The following is a 17,189-nucleotide window of genomic DNA, read 5'->3' as shown; positions in this document are numbered from 1 at the left end:
CTTGCCCCTATAGATACTCGAACCTGTTGAAGAAGGAAACGTAATGCGCCGTGCATAGATCTTCAGCGACATGCGAGTGTTAAACAAAACTATCCAGAGGCCATTACTATTTCCTTTTTTCTCCTGCTGGTAATAAACAACACAATGGCAGAGATTATTGCCAATACCCCCCAGCCATAAGCAAAGGTTCCGAGGCTATCTCTCGACAGACCAATAATTGGTGGCACCAATACGACGGAAATCTGATTGGCTGTCATAGCCATTCCGAGTGCAAAACCCTTGCGATCAGCGGGAGCGGTCTCGGCTACATAAGCTACCCAGGGGCCGTACCACCCATATGCGAAAAATCCTATCAGAGCCATAAATACACTGATGATTGCTAAATTTTTGGTTTCCAAAAATGGCAGCAGTGTCAGAAATACAGTAACGGCACCCAAACAAGTTAACACAGGGAAGTACCTACCAGCCTTGCAACGGTCGCTCCAAGCTGCAAGTACAATTCTTCCAGTTATACCTGCCCCAAGCACTACAAAGAACATCGTTGTCGCAGCGAAGCTATCAAGTCCAAGCGAAGTATGAAGATACAAGACAAGAAAGACTGAAATGGCGTACTGCGAAGCAGTAAGGCTAGCGCCCGACAGCATAATATTTCTCATGGATGGGTCCTTTGCCATCATAAAACGTGATGCGATCGCTGATCTTAAGTCGACTTGTTTTTTGGGGAGGCGGTGTTGTCGCTCAGGAGACTTGTATAGTAGCATAAATAGAGTAGCGCCAAACAAGGCGACCAAGCCTCCCGTTAGGAAGGCTACTTGAATCGAGTAGCGGGTAGCAATAAATGGGAGCAGTAGTGCTGCAATTGCGCCGCCAAGTGGTAATCCAGCTTGTCGGATTCCCATTGCGAATCCTAACTGATTACCTGCAAACCAATTGGATACTGATTTGCTTCCTCCAGGCTGAGCAGTGCTGTATCCAAGGCCCAATATTGTAAGAAGTATAAGTAACTCTGTATAAGAATTAACCAGTGCTGCTCCACACAATGCGACACCGACTATCACCGTTCCCATTCCTACAACAAACCGTTCGCTGTATTTGTCCAGCAGTTCGCCAGCGACCAAAAGTCCAATAAGAGGAATGAACTGCGCTGCTGATACTAGTATTCCTATCTGCCAGTTGCTGAGGCTCATTTCATTTTTTACATGTATTGCAATGGCTCCGAATCCTTGTACAAAGAAGCAAGCGCACGCTTGAGCTAATGTGGCTATAGCTAAAATTACCCACCGATACTCCTTGGTAAGCGTTTTCATATGCTTGATCTCCATTCTTGATAAGACAGGGTGGGGATATGCTTCGTAAAGATATGATGAGCTGAGACTGGTTGTGTAGAGAATGGCGAAGTGTAATTCAAAGTAACTAAGTGAACAGATAGCTAATTTGTTTGTAAGGTTCTATCTCTAATGATTGGGGCTTATGCTGAATCCATTGTTCGAAAATGCCTTTTGGTATTTTGTCAATTCGTGCTTGCTTGTGAATGTGGTGATCTTAAAGGGGGGATTAATGGATGCTGCTTTTTTTTTCGTTAGAGATGCGACCTGCGAAGCAAGCTTGTTGGCGGGATCAATCCAGTTTTCAGCAGTTGGAAAAATCTTGCGCAAGTCATCGATCAAATGAGGGAAGTGCGTGCAGCCTAGAATAACTGTGTCAACTGATAAACGCTGCTCTTTTGTAAGGTGATGGTCGATCAGTTCGGCGAAATTAGCGAAACTTGGGTTCTCTCCTGCTAATTTAGTCTCGGATAGTGTTACTAACGCTTGGGTTGCGATTGGCCATATTTTTGCGTGCATTTTAGCTTTGGTTATCTTTTGAATAATGTGTCTGCTTTCAATGGTGCTGGGAGTGGCAAGCAAAACAATATTTTTGTTCTCGGAAATTTCAAGCGCTTCATCTATAGGTGGCGTGACAAAAAAGCAATTGTACCTAAACTGGTCGAGACCGTTCTCGATAATGGCGATAGAAGCTGTGTTGCACGCTACGACTATCGCTGAAGGTCTTAACTGCGTACAAAGTTCATCGAGCAACTGTTCCACCCGTTGAGCTACCGCAGATCCAAGCTTATTGCCGTAAGGGAACCAATCGTTATCCACCACATATAGAATGTTTGCGTTGGGAAGTAATTTTTCCAGTTGCCGTGCTACTGTTAAGCCACCCACGCCTGAATCGAACACGACAATCGGGCGAGAGTTTATAAGTTGCGCACTATCAAACACCGTCTCGTCACCTAGCCAGAATTTCGGGATGGTTGCTAATGTTGAAATGTGAGCGTCCATCGACATTCCCCTTACGCATTGATGGCGCGAGTTTCTACCGAGTTTCGCATTTCGCGTGATTTTCTCAGGCTCGAAGCAAATACTACCCTTGCGAGCCATCGAGCACCGTCGCCGTAGTTTGCCTTGAATGAGTCTCGTGCGTGGACGCAACGGTAATTATCTATGAAAAAGTAATCTGTAGCTTCGAGCATGACCGCTTTGCGGTTCTCTGCAAAGTGACGTAGAAGTTTTTCTAAAGCTTGACGTTCGATGCCGTCATACTCATCAATATTTAATGCGGCAGCATTAATTTTGACATATGGCGCGTTGCTGTGACCGAATAGGATGGGCTGGGAGATTTCCTCTACTATGTCAGTAGTGCTGTGGATTGGGTTGTGACAGATTTTATACCTCGGCTCAAATAGTACTTGCTTCTCCTCTGCACTAAGTTTGATGCCGTCGATGCACGAAATAGTGGTCGCAGCACGTTCATTGTTGCGCATACAGACGAGTCCCAAGTATTCGGCACGTGCGGGGTGAAAGGCATCTTCCACGTGGAATCCAAAGTCGAGGGCAGATCCGCTACTCGAGTTTGAAACTTTGCTAAGTTCTTTAAGTGGAATAATGTTGTTGTAAAGGCTGCCACAACGTTGCGAAGTAAATCCGACTCCCTCGCCAAGCAGTGAACCATATAGGCCATGCAAAATTTTTGCGTCATTTAAACAGTAGTCATCATCTAACTCAATGTACCTTGACGGACTTGGACCTGCGCCGTCAAGAAGCACAGGACTGCCGGAAATCAAGATTGCCGAAAATTCCTCATTGCGCTTGAAGTCATAAAATTCCTGGCGGATTCTTCGCGGAAGCTCCTGAGCGTACAGAACTGCTTTTTCAATGAAGTTGTACTGATTCGCCATTGTAGGGATTCGGATGATCTCATCGAGCAAGCCGCGGATCTGTTGTTTTTCTTGGTTGGTAAGTATTATTGTTTTGACTAATGTTGCCATGGTGTTGCTCCATGAGATTTATGGTTGTTGTCAGTGTTTAAGTTTTTCTTAATTTGCAAATTCTCAGAGGTTTTTATAAGGTGGTATGTTCCGCTGCTCAAGTTCATGCTGCTGGGCATACTGTTGGGTTGTTACTTTTGCTTGTGTTGTTATTTTTTAACGAAAGAAGTCGGTCCATTAAGTTTGTAGGTGGGCATAAAAATCAATGGCTGAGGTTGCTTGGATTTAAAATGGGTTAGTATGTGTGTCTGGTGAATGAATTGGAATAGGTGGCTTAATCTGTTGCATGTCACTAGATTTGCACTTTTTTATTTTGTTATGAGTTGGTTTTTATGCGAAGTATTAGCGGTGGTGCTACCCCAGGGGACTGCGAAACAAGGTATTAATTTTGGTGGGGGGAGTCAACTTTTTTGCTTGTAGGAAGTTTCTGGTTTTACTGTTGACGCAAAAGAGATCAGCGTTTCATAGTGTGCGAAAGCGCTCTGATGATGAAAAAATCGCTCGGATTTGATCGGAACGTTTATTTTTGTGTAGGCAACAGACCATGGCAGTTTGAGTAAAGTGCGGCGGCGTTGCTCGTCCGGTCCGGAATTTTTTGAACAGCTGCAAGGGGATTCAAAATGATTTTTGCGTCGGTCGAATTAGCGCCTTATCTTTTGAAATTTTAGGTTTCAACTACCTTGGCTTTCTCTATGGAAGTGCCATATAACTGAGTCAGAACAAGTAAATATGCGACTATTCGGGAATCAACCGTCCAACCCTTTCATAAAGCAACGCTGTGAACTCATCCCGATCACTCGAATGATGACAACGCCGATGACAGTTCGGGCACAGCGCTACAGCATTGCTCGGACGGTCTGAACCTAATTGGGCCAAATGCTTAACGTGATGAACCTCAAGGAACGGCCTGCCCGACATTTCAAACGGAGCAGGGTCGCCACAGCCTTCGCACTTACCTTCAGCCTGTTGGCGCACCCACGCTCTCACTCCAGGATCTCGAAAAAAAGACTTTCCGCTGGACTGAGTTTGCTCTGGTCTCTCAATCCCCTTTGGCTCGACTTTGATCGGTTGTCGCTCAAGCTTTGCAGCTCGCTGTTCCAGCGTCGCTTCGTCGGCTGTCGGGGCAAAGTCTTCGGGAGTCAAAGGGCCTGGAGCATTGAGTGCTTCACGAATGCTCTTCGCAACATTGGCGCCGACATTTTTGGCGGGTTTGTAGCCCTCAATGCGATCACGCCCGAGTTCAACCAACACGGTAGAAATGTTCTGCATCCGAAACTCAACAGAACCTTTGGTCCGACCAGCCAAAGCACCCTCGCGCAGGACGCGATTTTCATGAGCCTTGTTGATCGCCTGACCGTTCTGCTCGCGTGACAGCATGCTGAGATAGGCATCGACCGCAGCCTGAATCTCTGCCTCACTCCAATCGCCGTTGCTCTTTTCCGTATCCATACAATCGCCGAGGGTTAAATACCCTCGGACGATACTGAGTGGCCACTACGACTGTCTACGAAAATTCCTACACAAAGAAGAGAAGGTTCTTGCGGGCGGTCCTACAGGCGAGGCACCTAACCCATCGAATGTTTCGACGACTGAAACACCCGCGCAACCTTCCGCCACCAAGGTTTAGCTGCCGGCATCCGCCATTGCGTGTGATCGAGCAGCAGATACGGCATGTCCCGCAGCCGAATCCAGCCTTCATCCTGCCAGTGCAGCAGGCTCAGTGACATCTCCGGCCAGTCCAACAGACTCAGCATCGGCCGATCCGAATTGTCCGACTGCTCCGCATCACGTAAGGCCGGCACCACTTGATGGGTGATCCACTCACGCAGCAAGCGATTTCCTGGTGCGTAGTGATAGACCAGCAGCGCATAGACACCGGACTCACTGAGCATCAGCTGTTTTTCCGGTTGCCGGTAATACTCAATCCACAACGGGCGGTGTTGGTCTTTGTCCAGTTTGTTGACCATGCGCTCACTCAGATGGAAACCCATCAAGCGGCCGATATCGCGGGCGCAGAACCACGGTTGGTTTTCCAGGAGGAGAGCATGGAGAGGGAGATTGTGGCGGGTGAAGACTGTTACAGAAAAGAGATCAGACATGGCCAATCTCCATGGTTCGGAGAGTGACGAGAAGGTTGTGTTCAGGCATATCCATTACCTCTACGTTTGGACTTTTGCGGGCCTGACCCCAACGTAGAGTGGACATAAGAAGCTCCAACGAGCAAAAGCCTCACACAGCCGTAGGATCAATCACCAGGGGGTGACTGCTCGTCTGTGCAATTGGCTAGCTTTCTACGTTGGGCGTTTCTTAGGCACCTGCAGTAGAGCTTAGGGCCGTATGGAATGGCCCTCAATACAGAAGGTGCTGGAATACATGTAGGAGGTTTAACTACTACTGAGATTGCAAGTAAGAGTTTTCCTACCCCACAAAAAAGCCCCGATCAGATCGGGGCTTTCAGATGTTCGATTTGTCGATTCAAGTCGTCAAATCGCGGCTAGCTTGGGAATTAATCCCAGCTAAGCGCACCACCAGTCTGATACTCAATAACCCGAGTCTCAAAGAAATTCTTCTCCTTCTTCAAGTCCATAATCTCGCTCATCCAAGGGAACGGGTTGGTCGTCCCTGGATACTCTTCCTTCAAACCAATCTGCGACAGGCGACGGTTAGCGATGAATTTCAGGTAGTCCTCCATCATCGCCGCATTCATGCCCAACACGCCGCGAGGCATGGTGTCACGCGCGTATTCGATCTCCAGCTGAGTGCCCTGCAGAATCATCTGCGAAGCTTCTTCCTTCATCTCGGCATCCCACAAATGCGGGTTTTCGATTTTGATCTGGTTGATCACGTCGATGCCGAAGTTCAGGTGCATGGATTCGTCGCGCAGGATGTATTGGAACTGCTCGGCGACGCCGGTCATTTTGTTGCGGCGGCCCATGGAGAGGATCTGGGTGAAGCCGCAGTAGAAGAAGATGCCTTCCAGGACGCAGTAGTAGGCGATCAGGTTGCGCAGCAGTTCTTTGTCGGTTTCGACGGTGCCGGTTTCGAACTTCGGATCGGAGATCGAGCGGGTGTATTTCAGGCCCCAGGTGGCTTTTTTCGCGACCGATGGGATCTCGTGGTACATGTTGAAGATTTCGCCTTCATCCATGGCCAGGGATTCGATGCAGTACTGGTAGGCGTGGGTGTGGATCGCTTCTTCGAAAGCCTGGCGCAGGATGTACTGGCGGCATTCCGGGTTGGTGATCAGGCGGTACACGGCCAGGACCAGGTTGTTGGCAACCAGGGAGTCGGCGGTGGAGAAGAAGCCGAGGTTGCGCATCACGATGCGGCGTTCGTCGTCGGTCAGGCCTTCCGGGTTTTTCCAGAGGGCGATGTCGGCGGTCATGTTGACTTCTTGCGGCATCCAGTGGTTTGCACAGCCGTCCAGGTACTTCTGCCAGGCCCAGTCGTACTTGAAGGGTACGAGTTGGTTGAGGTCGGCGCGGCAGTTGATCATGCGCTTTTCGTCAACGGCGACACGGGCGGAGGCGCCTTCGAGTTCGGCGAGGCCTTCGGCGACGTCGAGCGAATCCAGGGCGGCTTTGGCGCGGGCAACGGCGGCGGAGTCAGCGGCGGTCACGGCACGGGCTTCCAGGGCGGCGGCACCGCCGGCGCTGTCGAGACGGTCCATGTTGGCTTCGGTGGCGTGGCCAGCGTTGGCGCTCTTGACTGCTACTTCCGTGTCTTCTTTGTCGAATTCGTCCCAGCTCAGCATGACGTGTCGTCTCCTGCGTGAGGGCCAGAGTGCCCGTGTGAAAATGGATAGGTTGGTTTTTCACACGGCCTTACTGGCCGCGTTGGATCTAAAGGAATCGTTTTTTGCAGCAGCTATACGCAGGCATCAAACAGAATTTTGTACGGGGTTCCGAGAGCCACTGATGGGCGCAGCAAGCGGCAAGCGCCTGTGCGGGGCTTCAGACTGGCTTTTCATCCCTGTAAGGGGATATTGCAGGCCCGTTTAAGGCCGCATTATAGGGAAGTTTTGCGTGCTGTGGTGCGGCGAAATGGCTCACGGATCGGTCGACAGGGGCCGTATTTCGGTCGGAGCGAGGGTTTACAGGGCTTTGAAGGGCATTGGCGGGGGAAGATTTTTTTTCCTGATTTTTTGCCCCGGATTATTTTTGTACAAGAAATAACCAAAATGGGCATTTTTTACTACATCTTGTGTTTCGGTGGGGTTTTCTCAGGCTCCAGACACAACTAAGCCCGACCGAAGTCGGGCTGTGAAGTCACGCGGGTGGATCAGCTCAGGCGACCTGCACCGACGTGGTCGGCACCATCAGCGGCGAGGCGGGCGGCACCGGTGTGGTCAGCGCCGTCGGAAGCCAGTTTGCCGGCACCTACATGGTCGGCACCATCGGCGGCGAGGCGGGCGGCACCGGTGTGGTCCGAGCCGTCGGAAGCCAGTTTGCCGGCGCCTACATGGTCGGCGCCATCGGCGGCAAAAGAGGCTGAACCGGTGTGGTCGTAGCCGTCGGAAGCGACAGCCGCTTCAGTGGTGTAAGCGGCCGAGCCGGTGCGGTCGTAACCATCGGCGGCGAAGGTGTTGGCAGCCAGGACGGAGAGGGTCAGGGCGAGGATCAGTTGGGTTTTCATGGTCAGTGCTCCGGATTCGTGGGCGTTGTTTGTCTTGGGTTGAATTGGATACTACGCCGATTAATTCGATTAAAAAGCGCAAATAAATGCTTAAAATAATCGATTTAATCGATCATTAAGGTTCGGCGCTTCATCTGCCTGATCGTGGCGGGTGGGTCGAACCTTATTGGGGGAGGGGTGAAGCGGGGATCAGCCGTTAGAGCAACCGTTGCCCATCGCGCTGTAACGCAGGATATGCCGTTGACCGTTGGAGTCTTCGTATTCCATTTTCATGGGGACAACTTCACAAACATTCGGCGCATCGCTCATCGAGATTACTTTGGCGATGTCCAGATTCATCGAGTAAGTGTATTCCTCAATAGGCGGTTGTTGCTGCGCGACATCAGTCGGGGCCTCGCTTGCCATGGCGGTTGCGCACACGCTGCCGAGAGCCAGAACCCATAAAGCTTTCATTTAAGTTTTACCTTTCTAAGGTCGAGAGGGGGCACGCAATCCTTTTGAGATTGCGTGTGGAGCTTCAGTACCTGGGGGGTTGATTAACTGCCTTCGTGGGGGCTGTAACTTGGTTAATCAGGTTGCCTTGTTGGCGTGGCAGATTTTAGAGGTGACGGATACGTTCATATAGACGTGGTTTTGATAAACACCTTTGACAGATCCTGTAACAATCCCTGAATAGCCTCTTCTTTTGTAGGAGCGAGCCTGCTCGCGATGAGCCAGAGAGCTCCGCGGGGTGTCAGATTGGGCGCGTTATCGTTGACGACCATCGCGAGCAGGCTCGCTCCCACAGGTACCGCTTTTGTAGGAGCGAGCCTGCTCGCGATGAGCCAGAGAGCTCCGCGGGGTGTCAGATTGGGCGCGTTATCGTTGACGAGCATCGCGAGCAGGCTCGCTCCCACAGGTACCGCTTTTGTAGGAGCAAGCTTGCTCGCGATGAGCCAGAGAGCACCGCGGGGTGTCAGATTGGGCGCGTTATCGTTGACGACCATCGCGATCGAGCTCGCTCCTACAGGTGTTGTCTGATGCCCGGGCAGCGCGGGCGCGAGGGTATTCACGACATTTTGTGTGGGCTTGTTACTACCATCGTCGAATGGTTCTATAGGCCCGGCCCGGCTACAACGGGGTCATACAAAAACAACTATTCCACCGAGGTAAGAAAGATGAGTGCGGCTTCCCTGTATCCCGTTCGTCCCGAGGTTCTGGCCAACACCCTGACCGACGAGGCGACCTACAAGGCCATGTACCAGCAGTCGGTCGTCAACCCGGACGGCTTCTGGCGCGAGCAAGCCAAGCGCCTCGACTGGATCAAGCCGTTCACCACGGTGAAGCAGACCTCCTTCGACGATCACCATGTCGACATCAAGTGGTTCGCCGACGGCACCCTGAACGTGTCCTACAACTGCCTGGACCGTCATCTGGCCGAGCGCGGCGACCAGGTCGCGATCATCTGGGAGGGCGATGACCCGGCCGAAAGCCGCAACATCACTTACCGCGAGCTGCACGAGCAAGTGTGCAAGTTCGCCAACGCCCTGCGTGGCCAGGACGTGCATCGCGGCGACGTGGTGACGATCTACATGCCGATGATCCCCGAAGCCGTGGTCGCCATGCTGGCCTGTACCCGGATCGGCGCGATCCACTCGGTGGTGTTCGGCGGCTTCTCGCCGGAAGCCCTGGCCGGTCGCATCATCGACTGCCGCTCGAAAGTGGTGATCACCGCCGACGAAGGCATTCGTGCCGGCAAGAAGATCCCGCTCAAGGCCAACGTCGACGACGCGCTGACCAACCCGGAAACCAGCAGCATCCAGAAAGTCATCGTGTGCAAGCGCACCGGTGGCCAGATCAAATGGAATCAGCACCGCGACATCTGGTTCGAGGACCTGATGAAAGTGGCCGGCACCGTGTGCGCGCCGAAAGAGATGGGCGCCGAAGAAGCGCTGTTCATCCTCTACACCTCGGGCTCCACCGGCAAACCGAAGGGCGTGCAGCACACCACCGGTGGCTACCTGCTGTACGCCGCCATGACCCACGAGCGTGTGTTCGACTACCGCCCGGGCGAGATCTACTGGTGCACCGCCGACGTCGGCTGGGTCACCGGCCACAGTTACATCGTCTACGGCCCGCTGGCCAACGGCGCGACCACCCTGCTGTTCGAAGGCGTGCCGAACTACCCGGACATCACCCGGGTGGCGAAGATCGTCGACAAACACCAGGTCAACATCCTTTACACGGCGCCGACCGCGATCCGCGCGATGATGGCCTCGGGCGCCGCCGCCGTTGAAGGTGCCGATGGCAGCAGCCTGCGCTTGTTGGGTTCGGTGGGCGAGCCGATCAACCCGGAAGCCTGGGACTGGTACTACAAGAACGTCGGCAAGTCCCGCTGCCCGATCGTCGACACCTGGTGGCAGACCGAAACCGGCGGCAACATGATGAGCCCGCTGCCGGGCGCTCACGCCCTCAAGCCGGGCTCGGCGGCGCGTCCGTTCTTCGGCGTGGTGCCGGCCCTGGTGGACAACCTGGGCAACATCATCGAAGGCGAGGCCGAGGGCAACCTGGTGATTCTCGATTCGTGGCCAGGCCAGGCGCGTACGCTGTTTGGCGATCACGACCGCTTCGTCGACACCTACTTCAAGACCTTCCGCGGCATGTACTTCACCGGTGACGGCGCCCGTCGCGATGCCGATGGCTACTACTGGATCACCGGTCGCGTGGACGACGTGCTCAACGTCTCCGGCCACCGCATGGGCACCGCCGAGATCGAAAGCGCGATGGTCGCGCACCCGAAAGTCGCCGAAGCGGCGGTGGTCGGTGTGCCGCACGACATCAAGGGACAGGGCATTTATGTGTATGTCACCCTGAAAAACGGCGAGGAGCCGAACGAGCAACTGCGCCTGGAACTGAAGAACTGGGTGCGCAAGGAGATCGGGCCGATTGCCTCGCCGGATGTGATCCAGTGGGCGCCGGGGCTGCCGAAGACCCGTTCGGGCAAGATCATGCGGCGGATTCTGCGCAAGATTGCGACGGCTGAGTACGATGGGTTGGGGGATATCTCCACCCTGGCGGATCCGAGTGTGGTGCAGCATTTGATTGATACGCACAAGACGATGAATGTCGCGTAAGCGGCGGTTCTGAGTTATCGAAGCCCCGTCAGGTGTTGAGTCTGGTGGGGCTTTTTTGTGCCTGGGTTTTTGTGTTGGCTGGGCTGGCCTCTTCGCGAGCAGGCTCGCTCCCACAGGGATCTTTGGTGGGTGAAAATTTTGTGCTCGGCACAAATCCATTGTGGGAGCGAGCCTGCTCGCGAAGGCAGTTTGGCAGGCGCTACAGCAACATCTACCAATAAATATCGGTTTCCTCTGTCGGCGTTTTCCTACTGTTACCTGAGATCTTTCCGGTTACTGAATGTGTAACCGCGTCGGATCAATGCGGGGCATTGGGAAACGCAAGGCCCCACATCGGGGTTTGAAAACCACCGCTGAAAAATAAGACACCACGCTGCGCTTGCCGGATTAGAAGGGTTTGCCAATAATAGGCCCGCAATTTGCAACATAGATCGGTTCAATGTCTTTTGCTCTTGCATGATTTTGCAGGGCTGTCAACGTGCTAAAACGACTTTCTCGGTGCTTCTGTAATTAGTTGTCGCATTGAAGAAATATCGGCCTCGGGCCTGTCGTTAGAATGCCGATCACTCGCTCGTCGTTGCTCGTGTTGAATTTAAACACCGGCTTCCCAGGACGCAGCACTGCTTTCTGGTTCCACTCATTCGCATATTGGGCTGTTGCTCACTCTGCCGTTTTTGCCCTTTACCGATGGAGTCCCAAGATGAAGAAACTCGTGCTGCTTGGCGCCCTGGCACTGTCCGTGCTGTCGCTGCCATCCTTCGCCGATGAAAAGCCTCTGAAAATTGGTATCGAAGCGGCTTACCCTCCGTTCGCTTCCAAAGCACCGGACGGCAGCATCGTTGGTTTCGACTACGACATCGGCAACGCCTTGTGCGAAGAGATGAAGGTCAAGTGCGTGTGGGTCGAGCAAGAGTTCGACGGCCTGATCCCGGCACTGAAAGTGCGCAAGATCGACGCGATCCTGTCGTCCATGTCGATCACTGAAGATCGCAAGAAGTCCGTGGACTTCACCAACAAGTACTACAACACCCCGGCTCGCCTGGTCATGAAGGCCGGCACCCAGGTCAGCGACGGCCTGACCGAGCTCAAGGGCAAGAACATCGGCGTGCAGCGTGGTTCGATCCACGAGCGTTTCGCCCGCGAAGTCCTGGCCCCGCTGGGTGCCGAGATCAAGCCTTACGGCTCGCAGAACGAAATTTACCTCGACGTGGCCGCCGGCCGCCTCGACGGCACCGTGGCAGACGCTACGCTTCTGGATGACGGCTTCCTGAAAACCGACGCCGGTAAAGGTTTCGCCTTCGTCGGCCCTGCGTTCACCGACGTCAAATACTTCGGCGACGGCGTAGGCATCGCGGTGCGCAAGGGCGACAAGGCCGAGCTGGACAAGCTCAACGCCGCCATCGCCGCCATTCGCGAGAACGGCAAGTACAAGCAAATCCAGGACAAATACTTCGCCTTCGATATCTACGGCAAGTAACACGCCCCGGCGACAAGTCCGAAATGGCGCAAGCAGCAGGATCTCTGAGGTTTGCGCCATTTTTTCATCCCAACTTTCGAGGACCTGAATCATGTTGAAAGGCTACGGGGCTGTCATCCTCGATGGCGCTTGGCTGACGCTTCAGCTCGCCTTGTCGTCCATGGCCCTGGCCATCGTTCTGGGCCTGATCGGCGTGGCACTGCGTCTGTCGCCGGTGCGCTGGCTGGCCTGGCTGGGCGACCTGTATTCCACGGTGATCCGCGGTATTCCCGACCTGGTGCTGATCCTGCTGATTTTCTACGGCGGCCAGGACCTGCTCAACCGCGTCGCACCGCTGCTCGGTTTTGACGAGTACATCGACCTGAATCCGTTGGCCGCCGGTATCGGCACCCTGGGCTTCATCTTCGGTGCGTACCTGTCGGAGACCTTCCGGGGCGCGTTCATGGCGATCCCCAAAGGTCAGGCCGAAGCCGGCATGGCGTACGGCATGAGCAGTTTCCAGGTGTTCTTCCGGGTGTTGGTGCCACAGATGATTCGCCTGGCGATTCCGGGTTTCACCAACAACTGGCTGGTTCTGACCAAGGCGACCGCGCTGATTTCGGTGGTGGGCCTGCAGGACATGATGTTCAAGGCCAAGCAGGCGGCCGATGCCACCCGCGAGCCTTTCACCTTCTTCCTCGCAGTGGCGGCGATGTACCTGGTGATCACCAGTGTGTCGTTGCTGGCATTGCGTCACCTTGAGAAGCGCTACTCGGTAGGCGTAAGGGCGGCTGATCTATGATCTTCGACTACAACGTCATTTGGGAGGCCTTGCCGCTGTACTTCGGCGGCCTGGTGACCACCCTCAAACTGCTCGCGCTGTCGCTGTTCTTCGGCCTGCTGTGCGCATTGCCGCTGGGCCTGATGCGCGTCTCGAAGAACTCGGTGGTCAACATGTCCGCCTGGCTCTACACCTACGTGATCCGCGGCACACCGATGCTGGTGCAGCTGTTTTTGATCTACTACGGTCTGGCGCAGTTCGAAGCGGTGCGTGAAAGCTTCCTCTGGCCGTGGCTGTCCAGCGCAACCTTCTGTGCGTGCCTGGCGTTCGCGATCAACACCAGCGCCTACACCGCCGAGATCATCGCCGGCAGCCTGCGGGCCACGCCGAACGGCGAGATCGAAGCGGCCAAGGCCATGGGCATGTCGCGCTTCAAGATGTACAAGCGCATCCTGCTGCCGTCGGCCCTGCGCCGGGCGCTGCCGCAGTACAGCAACGAAGTGATCATGATGCTGCAGACCACCAGTCTGGCGTCCATCGTGACCCTGATCGACATCACCGGTGCCGCGCGCACGGTCAACGCCCAGTTCTACTTGCCGTTCGAGGCCTACATCACCGCCGGCGTGTTCTACCTGTGCCTGACCTTCATCCTGGTGAAGCTGTTCAAGATGGCCGAGCGCCGCTGGCTGGGCTACCTGGCCCCGCGGAAGCACTGATATGGAACGCATCGATCATGCTTTGCCGTGGAGCCACCTGGGCAGCGAACGCCGGATTTCGGTGTTCCGTTTCGGCAATAAGGAGCGCAGTGGCGAGCGCAAGGCCTATATCCAGGCCAGCCTGCATGCCGATGAGCTGCCGGGTATGCGCACGGCGTTCGAGCTGAAAAAGCGTCTGGCCGAACTCGAAGCCCAGGGCTTGCTCAACGGTGTGGTCGAACTGGTGCCGGTGGCTAATCCACTGGGTCTGGGTCAACTGCTTCAGGGCAATCATCAAGGGCGTTTCGAGGCCGGCAGCGGCAAGAACTTCAACCGCGATTTCGTCGAGTTGAGCGCACCTGTGGCAGCTGCCTTGGCAGAAAGCCTCGGTGACGATCCGCACGCCAACATTCGCCTGATCCGTCAGGCGATGGTCGATCATCTGGCCGCTTTGCCAGAGGCGAGCAGCCAGTTGCAGGGCATGCAGCGGGTTCTGCTCAGCCACGCCTGCACCGCCGATGTGGTGCTGGATCTGCATTGCGATGCCGAAGCGGCGCTGCACATGTACGCCTTGCCGCAGCACTGGCCGCAGTGGCGTTCGCTGGCTGCGCACCTGAATGTTCGGGTCGGTTTGCTGGCGGAAGATTCCGGCGGCAGTTCGTTCGACGAAGCCTGTTCGTTGCCGTGGTTGCGCCTGTCGCGTCTGTTCCCGGAGGCACAGATTCCACTGGCCTGCCTGGCGACTACCATTGAATTAGGGGGGCAGGCCGATACCGGTCGCGCGGAGGCTTGCGCCCATGCCGAAGGCATTCTGGCGTTCCTTGTCGAGCAAGGATTGATCAGTGGCGAATGGCCGACGCCTGCGCAAGACCCTTGCGAAGGCATGCCATTCGAAGGCACAGAATTGTTGTTCGCGCCACACCCCGGTGTGGTGAGTTTCCTGCGTAAGCCCGGTGAGTGGGTTGAAGCAGGCGACGAGATTTTTGAAGTGATCGATCCGTTGGCGGATCGGGTCAGCACGGTGTGTGCTGGTACGTCCGGGGTGCTGTTTGCCATTGAACGGCTGCGTTATGCCCAACCCGGTTTCTGGCTGGCCAAGGTGGCGGGGCGCGAAGCGCTGCGTCACGGGCGCTTGCTCAACGACTGACTGACTGTTTTTGTGAGAACCGACCGCATGTACAAACTTGAAGTCCAAGACCTGCATAAACGCTATGGCAGTCACGAAGTGCTCAAGGGCGTGTCCCTGAAAGCGGCAGCCGGCGATGTGATCAGCATCATCGGCTCCAGTGGCTCCGGCAAAAGTACCTTCCTGCGCTGCATCAACCTGCTGGAGCAGCCGCACGCGGGCAAGATCCTGCTCAACAACGAAGAGTTGAAGCTGGTGGCGAACAAGGACGGCGCGTTGAAAGCCGCCGACCCGAAACAGCTGCAACGCATGCGTTCGCGCCTGTCGATGGTGTTCCAGCATTTCAACCTGTGGTCGCACATGACCGCGCTGGAAAACATCATGGAAGCGCCGGTGCATGTACTCGGCGTGTCCAAGGCCCAAGCGCGGGAAAAAGCCGAGCACTACCTGAACAAGGTCGGCGTGGCCCATCGCAAAGACGCTTACCCGGGCCACATGTCCGGCGGCGAGCAGCAGCGCGTGGCGATTGCCCGTGCACTGGCGATGGAACCTGAGGTGATGCTGTTCGACGAACCGACCTCGGCCCTCGACCCGGAGCTGGTGGGCGACGTGTTGAAAGTCATGCAGGCCCTGGCCCAGGAAGGCCGGACCATGGTGGTGGTGACCCACGAAATGGGCTTCGCCCGTGAGGTGTCGAACCAGCTGGTGTTCCTGCACAAAGGTGTGGTCGAAGAAAGTGGCAACCCGCGCGAAGTGCTGGTTAATCCGCAATCGGAGCGTCTGCAGCAGTTCCTCTCGGGCAGCCTGAAGTAAATCGAACTCCCGTTGTGCACAGGGATAGTGCATGCTTCGCCGTTTAGAGGCCGGCCCCGATCCCCTGTGTAGGAGCTGTCGAGTGAAACGAGGCTGCGATCTTTTGATCTTAAAAAAACAAGATCAAAAGATCGCAGCCTTCGGCAGCTCCTACAAGGAGTCGACTCCTGTGTTTGATCTCTGTTGGTTTCGAGATTTGCGTTCATTTACGGGCTAGCATTGGCCCATGCCTTCATCTCTGTTCTTCGCTTCGGATTGCCCACCATGACTGCCCATCGAATTGGTTTCCTGATTTGGCCCAGCACTAAAGCACTGACGCTTGCGCTGGCTGAGGAGGCCTTGCGTGTTGCCCAGCGTGTGCATCCGGACGTGGTTTACGAGCTGTCGTTCCTGCAGGCCGAAGCCATTACAGACGCCGCGGCCGACAGCGCCTGGCAATTGCCGGGTGAGGCATGGACCGGCAAGCTGGAAAACTTCCAGAAACTGTTCCTGCTTGCTGACGAGCCACCGACCGCACTGGCGCCGGCGCTCAGCAGTGCGCTCAAACAGCTGGTGCGCTCCGGTTGCGTGATCGGCGGTCTGTCGGCCGGTGTGTACCCGTTGGCGCAACTCGGTTTGCTCGACGGTTATCGCGCGGCTGTGCATTGGCGCTGGCAGGATGACTTCGCTGAGCGTTTCCCGAAAGTCATCGCCACCAGCCACCTGTTCGACTGGGATCGCGATCGCCTGACCGCGTGCGGCGGCATGTCGGTGCTCGACTTGTTGCTGGCCGTGTTGGCCCGCGACCATGGTGCGGAGTTGGCGGGTGCAGTCTCCGAGGAACTGGTGGTCGAGCGCATCCGCGAGGGCGGCGAGCGCCAGCGTATCCCGTTGCAGAACCGTCTCGGCTCCAGCCATCCGAAGCTCACGCAAGCCGTGCTGCTGATGGAAGCCAACATCGAAGAGCCGCTGACCACCGACGAAATCGCCCAGCACGTGTGCGTGTCCCGTCGGCAGCTGGAGCGGATCTTCAAGCAATACCTCAACCGTGTGCCGAGCCAGTACTACCTGGAACTGCGCCTGAACAAGGCCCGGCAGATGTTGATGCAAACCAGCAAGTCGATCATCCAGATCGGCCTGTCCTGTGGCTTCTCCTCGGGGCCGCATTTCTCCAGCGCCTATCGCAACTTCTTCGGTGCCACGCCGCGGGAAGATCGCAACCAGCGGCGCAGCAGCAGCCCGTTCGAATTGTCATCGGTGCCGCCGGAACGCGGGTAG

16 protein-coding genes are annotated in these 17,189 nt (G+C 55.4%); 7 read left to right on the top strand and 9 right to left on the bottom strand.

Annotated features, from left to right (window positions below):
• Positions 1-89 precede the first annotated feature (89 nt).
• The 9 genes from KW838_RS05705 to KW838_RS29810 all read right to left on the bottom strand — a co-directional run bounded on the left by KW838_RS05705 (position 90) and on the right by KW838_RS29810 (position 8,934).
• A complete protein-coding gene (locus tag KW838_RS05705) occupies positions 90-1,307 on the bottom strand; it encodes an MFS transporter (RefSeq protein ID WP_218500650.1) in 1,218 nt (405 codons plus the stop codon).
• A gap of 147 nt (positions 1,308-1,454) precedes the next feature.
• Positions 1,455-2,327, bottom strand: coding sequence for a glutamate racemase (murI, locus tag KW838_RS05700; protein ID WP_218500649.1), 873 nt, complete (start codon positions 2,325-2,327; stop codon positions 1,455-1,457).
• A gap of 11 nt (positions 2,328-2,338) precedes the next feature.
• The gene (locus KW838_RS05695) at positions 2,339-3,313 is read right to left on the bottom strand and encodes a TauD/TfdA family dioxygenase (protein ID WP_102702734.1); all 975 of its coding nucleotides are present in this window, start codon (positions 3,311-3,313) and stop codon (positions 2,339-2,341) included.
• A 735-nt stretch (positions 3,314-4,048) separates the two neighbouring features.
• A complete protein-coding gene (locus KW838_RS05690) occupies positions 4,049-4,762 on the bottom strand; it encodes an HNH endonuclease (RefSeq protein ID WP_218500648.1) in 714 nt (237 codons plus the stop codon).
• A gap of 116 nt (positions 4,763-4,878) precedes the next feature.
• Positions 4,879-5,412: a Bro-N domain-containing protein gene (locus KW838_RS05685; protein ID WP_102702736.1), complete on the bottom strand. Its 534-nt coding sequence runs from the start codon at positions 5,410-5,412 to the stop codon at positions 4,879-4,881.
• 407 nt (positions 5,413-5,819) lie between these two features.
• Positions 5,820-7,067 (bottom strand): ribonucleotide-diphosphate reductase subunit beta, encoded by a 1,248-nt coding sequence (locus KW838_RS05680; protein ID WP_007978181.1) that lies wholly within the window; start codon positions 7,065-7,067, stop codon positions 5,820-5,822.
• Positions 7,068-7,594: 527 nt separating this feature from the next.
• Entirely contained in the window at positions 7,595-7,948 is a 354-nt protein-coding gene (locus tag KW838_RS05675) for a hypothetical protein (RefSeq protein ID WP_218500647.1), read from the bottom strand.
• Between the two features lie 189 nt (positions 7,949-8,137).
• Positions 8,138-8,401, bottom strand: coding sequence for a DUF2790 domain-containing protein (locus KW838_RS05670; RefSeq protein WP_218500646.1), 264 nt, complete (start codon positions 8,399-8,401; stop codon positions 8,138-8,140).
• Between the two features lie 164 nt (positions 8,402-8,565).
• Positions 8,566-8,934, bottom strand: a complete 369-nt coding sequence (locus tag KW838_RS29810) for a hypothetical protein (RefSeq protein WP_371317818.1) — start codon at positions 8,932-8,934, stop codon at positions 8,566-8,568.
• A 171-nt stretch (positions 8,935-9,105) separates the two neighbouring features.
• Here KW838_RS29810 and acs point away from each other — a divergent pair, with 171 nt between their 5' ends.
• The 7 genes from acs (at position 9,106) to argR (ending at position 17,189) form a co-directional block, all read left to right on the top strand.
• Entirely contained in the window at positions 9,106-11,061 is a 1,956-nt protein-coding gene (acs, locus tag KW838_RS05655; protein WP_218500645.1) for an acetate--CoA ligase, read from the top strand.
• 700 nt (positions 11,062-11,761) lie between these two features.
• Positions 11,762-12,538 carry an ABC transporter substrate-binding protein gene (locus KW838_RS05650; RefSeq protein ID WP_007971007.1) on the top strand — a complete coding sequence of 259 codons (777 nt, stop codon included), beginning with the start codon at positions 11,762-11,764 and terminating at the stop codon, positions 12,536-12,538.
• 91 nt (positions 12,539-12,629) lie between these two features.
• The gene (locus KW838_RS05645) at positions 12,630-13,319 is read left to right on the top strand and encodes an ABC transporter permease (protein ID WP_047532379.1); all 690 of its coding nucleotides are present in this window, start codon (positions 12,630-12,632) and stop codon (positions 13,317-13,319) included.
• Positions 13,316-14,014, top strand: a complete 699-nt coding sequence (locus KW838_RS05640) for an ABC transporter permease (protein ID WP_007971009.1) — start codon at positions 13,316-13,318, stop codon at positions 14,012-14,014. The genes KW838_RS05645 and KW838_RS05640 overlap by 4 nt, the downstream gene beginning before the upstream one ends.
• A gap of 1 nt (position 14,015) precedes the next feature.
• Positions 14,016-15,140 (top strand): M14 family metallopeptidase, encoded by a 1,125-nt coding sequence (locus tag KW838_RS05635; protein ID WP_218500644.1) that lies wholly within the window; start codon positions 14,016-14,018, stop codon positions 15,138-15,140.
• Positions 15,141-15,167: 27 nt separating this feature from the next.
• Positions 15,168-15,932 carry an ABC transporter ATP-binding protein gene (locus KW838_RS05630; protein ID WP_218500643.1) on the top strand — a complete coding sequence of 255 codons (765 nt, stop codon included), beginning with the start codon at positions 15,168-15,170 and terminating at the stop codon, positions 15,930-15,932.
• A gap of 264 nt (positions 15,933-16,196) precedes the next feature.
• Positions 16,197-17,189, top strand: a complete 993-nt coding sequence (argR, locus tag KW838_RS05625) for a transcriptional regulator ArgR (RefSeq protein WP_007971017.1) — start codon at positions 16,197-16,199, stop codon at positions 17,187-17,189.

It is taken from the genome of Pseudomonas sp. PDM27 (assembly GCF_019219205.1).
Taxonomy (GTDB): Bacteria; Pseudomonadota; Gammaproteobacteria; order Pseudomonadales; family Pseudomonadaceae; genus Aquipseudomonas; species Aquipseudomonas laurylsulfatiphila.
This window is presented reverse-complemented; position numbering and strand designations above follow the sequence as displayed.

Excerpts from the sequence above, each read along its gene's own strand:
- KW838_RS05705 (WP_218500650.1), bottom strand. The coding sequence starts at position 1,307 with ATGAAAACGCTTACCAAGGAGTATCGGTGGGTAATTTTAGCTATAGCC.
- murI (WP_218500649.1), bottom strand. The coding sequence starts at position 2,327 with ATGGACGCTCACATTTCAACATTAGCAACCATCCCGAAATTCTGGCTA.
- KW838_RS05695 (WP_102702734.1), bottom strand. The coding sequence starts at position 3,313 with ATGGCAACATTAGTCAAAACAATAATACTTACCAACCAAGAAAAACAA.
- KW838_RS05690 (WP_218500648.1), bottom strand. The coding sequence starts at position 4,762 with ATGGATACGGAAAAGAGCAACGGCGATTGGAGTGAGGCAGAGATTCAG.
- KW838_RS05685 (WP_102702736.1), bottom strand. The coding sequence starts at position 5,412 with ATGTCTGATCTCTTTTCTGTAACAGTCTTCACCCGCCACAATCTCCCT.
- KW838_RS05680 (WP_007978181.1), bottom strand. The coding sequence starts at position 7,067 with ATGCTGAGCTGGGACGAATTCGACAAAGAAGACACGGAAGTAGCAGTC.
- KW838_RS05675 (WP_218500647.1), bottom strand. The coding sequence starts at position 7,948 with ATGAAAACCCAACTGATCCTCGCCCTGACCCTCTCCGTCCTGGCTGCC.
- KW838_RS05670 (WP_218500646.1), bottom strand. The coding sequence starts at position 8,401 with ATGAAAGCTTTATGGGTTCTGGCTCTCGGCAGCGTGTGCGCAACCGCC.
- KW838_RS29810 (WP_371317818.1), bottom strand. The coding sequence starts at position 8,934 with ATGGTCGTCAACGATAACGCGCCCAATCTGACACCCCGCGGTGCTCTC.
- acs (WP_218500645.1), top strand. The coding sequence starts at position 9,106 with ATGAGTGCGGCTTCCCTGTATCCCGTTCGTCCCGAGGTTCTGGCCAAC.
- KW838_RS05650 (WP_007971007.1), top strand. The coding sequence starts at position 11,762 with ATGAAGAAACTCGTGCTGCTTGGCGCCCTGGCACTGTCCGTGCTGTCG.
- KW838_RS05645 (WP_047532379.1), top strand. The coding sequence starts at position 12,630 with ATGTTGAAAGGCTACGGGGCTGTCATCCTCGATGGCGCTTGGCTGACG.
- KW838_RS05640 (WP_007971009.1), top strand. The coding sequence starts at position 13,316 with ATGATCTTCGACTACAACGTCATTTGGGAGGCCTTGCCGCTGTACTTC.
- KW838_RS05635 (WP_218500644.1), top strand. The coding sequence starts at position 14,016 with ATGGAACGCATCGATCATGCTTTGCCGTGGAGCCACCTGGGCAGCGAA.
- KW838_RS05630 (WP_218500643.1), top strand. The coding sequence starts at position 15,168 with ATGTACAAACTTGAAGTCCAAGACCTGCATAAACGCTATGGCAGTCAC.
- argR (WP_007971017.1), top strand. The coding sequence starts at position 16,197 with ATGACTGCCCATCGAATTGGTTTCCTGATTTGGCCCAGCACTAAAGCA.